This window comes from Paenisporosarcina sp. P4_E4_2 (genome assembly GCF_056401595.1).
The window spans coordinates 1-1,916 of the sequence record NZ_JBFUJC010000462.1; the positions used below are offsets into that span (position 1 = coordinate 1).

A 1,916-nucleotide genomic window follows, 5' to 3' on the forward strand; every position below is an offset into this window, starting at 1 on the left:
GTGTGGAACGCCGATCAAGGGTATGATCAGACATTGCGTGCTTTTGAAGCGTCGCTTGAAAAATTGGGTTTCGACTATTTGGATCTGTATTTAACACACTGGCCGGTTAAAGAAACGTTCGTAGACACATATCGTGCGATTGAACGTCTGTATGATGAAAAATTGATTCGTGCGACAGGTGTATCCAATCACCATCAGCATCACTTAGAAGAAATTTTTGCGAAAGCAAATGTCAAACCAATGGTTAATCAAATCGAGTTAAGTCCACGTCTTACTCAGTATGACCTAAGAACGTTTTGTGCAGACAACCAAATCGCTGTGACTTCCTGGTCCCCATTGGCACGTGGCGGTCTGCTGGACGAGCCATCACTTGTAAGAATGGGGAATAAATATGGAAAGACATCGGCTCAAATCATCATCCGTTGGCATTTGCAACATGACCTGCTAGTGATTCCGAAATCGGTAACACCAGAACGCATTGCAGCCAATGCCGATGTGTTTGATTTTGAGTTGTCATTTGAAGATATGAAAAATATTGATTCATTGAATTTGAACGAACGCACTGGGGCAGATCCAGATAATTTTTCTTTTAATTTCTAATACAAAGGCTCTGCTAAACGATAATGCTATTATCGTTCCTATGCGCTAGCCGCATGTCCCATATGAGCCAACAAGTATGAAAACCACATACTTGTAGGTCTACAGCATTCTATAATAAAGCCAATACAAAAAGAGATTCCATGAGTCATTGATGACTCAGGAATCTCTTTTGTTTTTACTTATTTATTTTGGTTTTCGCACTCTTCTTCTATACAGTTGTTTCATTCGGTTATTTTCTTGAAACTGCGAAAGGTGAGTTATTTATAGTCCTCGACTACAATCATTTCTTTCGTAATCGGGTGAACAAATTGCAGTTTTTTCGCTTGCAAAGAATAATTGTCCGCTCTAGTTCTTGAACCATATAATCTGTCACCTGTAACAGGGTGGCCGATAGAGCTCAAGTGAACACGGATTTGATGCGTGCGTCCAGTTTCCAAAATCACGTGTACTTTTGTGAAATTAGAATCTTGTCCCACAACTTCAAAGTGAGTGATAGCTGTTTGACCTGATGGAGAGACTGTTCGACGGGTTGAATCATGGCGATCCTTACCAATCGGTGTGCGAATCGTTCCATTTTTTTGAGTCATGTAGCCATCAACTATCGCTTCGTAGACACGAATGATTTGTTTGTCTTCAAGCATGCGATCCAACATGGATTTAATAAGAGGATGTTTAGCAATCAATACTAAACCTTTCGTACCTTGGTCTAGACGATGGACATGCTCTGCATAAACGCCACCTTGTTTTTTTATATAGGCCATGACATGGTTCATACAAGTGCCTGTCTGGCCAGGCTCATTTGGATGTGTTGCCATATCGGCAGGCTTTGAAACGACCAGTATATGAGCATCTTCAAAAAGAATCGGGACTTCACAATTTTGTGTCGCTACATAAGAAGAAGGCTCCACGTTCACAGTGAAAGTAAGTTTTGTTCCTTTTGGATAATGATGTTGCCATACCATCGGTTCTCCATTTTCATTTACGATACTTTTGGCCATACGCATTTCATGCATGATTTTCTTGCCAATATGAAAATCGTCGCGCAGAAGTTGTTCGATGGTAATATTGTCTGTTTGTAACTCATATTCAAATGTTTTATTCATTTACAGTCCTCCTAAAAAGAGACCATGTACGAGGACATGGTCTACGGTATCTTCTATTTTAATACAAATTCATTGAAAAAGGTTTCTATTTGTTCTTTTGGTTGACTGCCGACCATACGTGCAACTTCTTTTCCATCTTCAAAATGAATCATAGTTGGAGTTGCTTCTATCTTATAATCTTCCCATCCTTGCTCAAATTCATAAATATTGTAT

General features: G+C 39.6%; 3 protein-coding genes. 1 reads left to right on the forward strand and 2 read right to left on the reverse strand.

Annotated elements, in window-relative coordinates:
• Nucleotides 1-600, forward strand: a 600-nt coding sequence (locus AC1DSB_RS18655) for an aldo/keto reductase (RefSeq protein WP_477587347.1), incomplete at its 5' end; no start/stop codon positions are given.
• Nucleotides 601-857: 257 nt separating this feature from the next.
• On the opposite strand, the gene AC1DSB_RS18660 is transcribed toward AC1DSB_RS18655, so the two are convergent.
• A complete protein-coding gene (locus AC1DSB_RS18660; RefSeq protein ID WP_477531939.1) occupies nucleotides 858-1,703 on the reverse strand; it encodes an RluA family pseudouridine synthase in 846 nt (281 codons plus the stop codon).
• Between the two features lie 53 nt (nucleotides 1,704-1,756).
• The coding region (locus tag AC1DSB_RS18665; RefSeq protein ID WP_477587348.1) for a thioredoxin family protein at nucleotides 1,757-1,916 on the reverse strand (160 nt) is incomplete at its 5' end.

Bases quoted from the DNA above. Each gene is read 5' to 3' on its own strand.
- AC1DSB_RS18660 (WP_477531939.1), bottom strand. From the start codon at position 1,703: ATGAATAAAACATTTGAATATGAGTTACAAACAGACAATATTACCATC.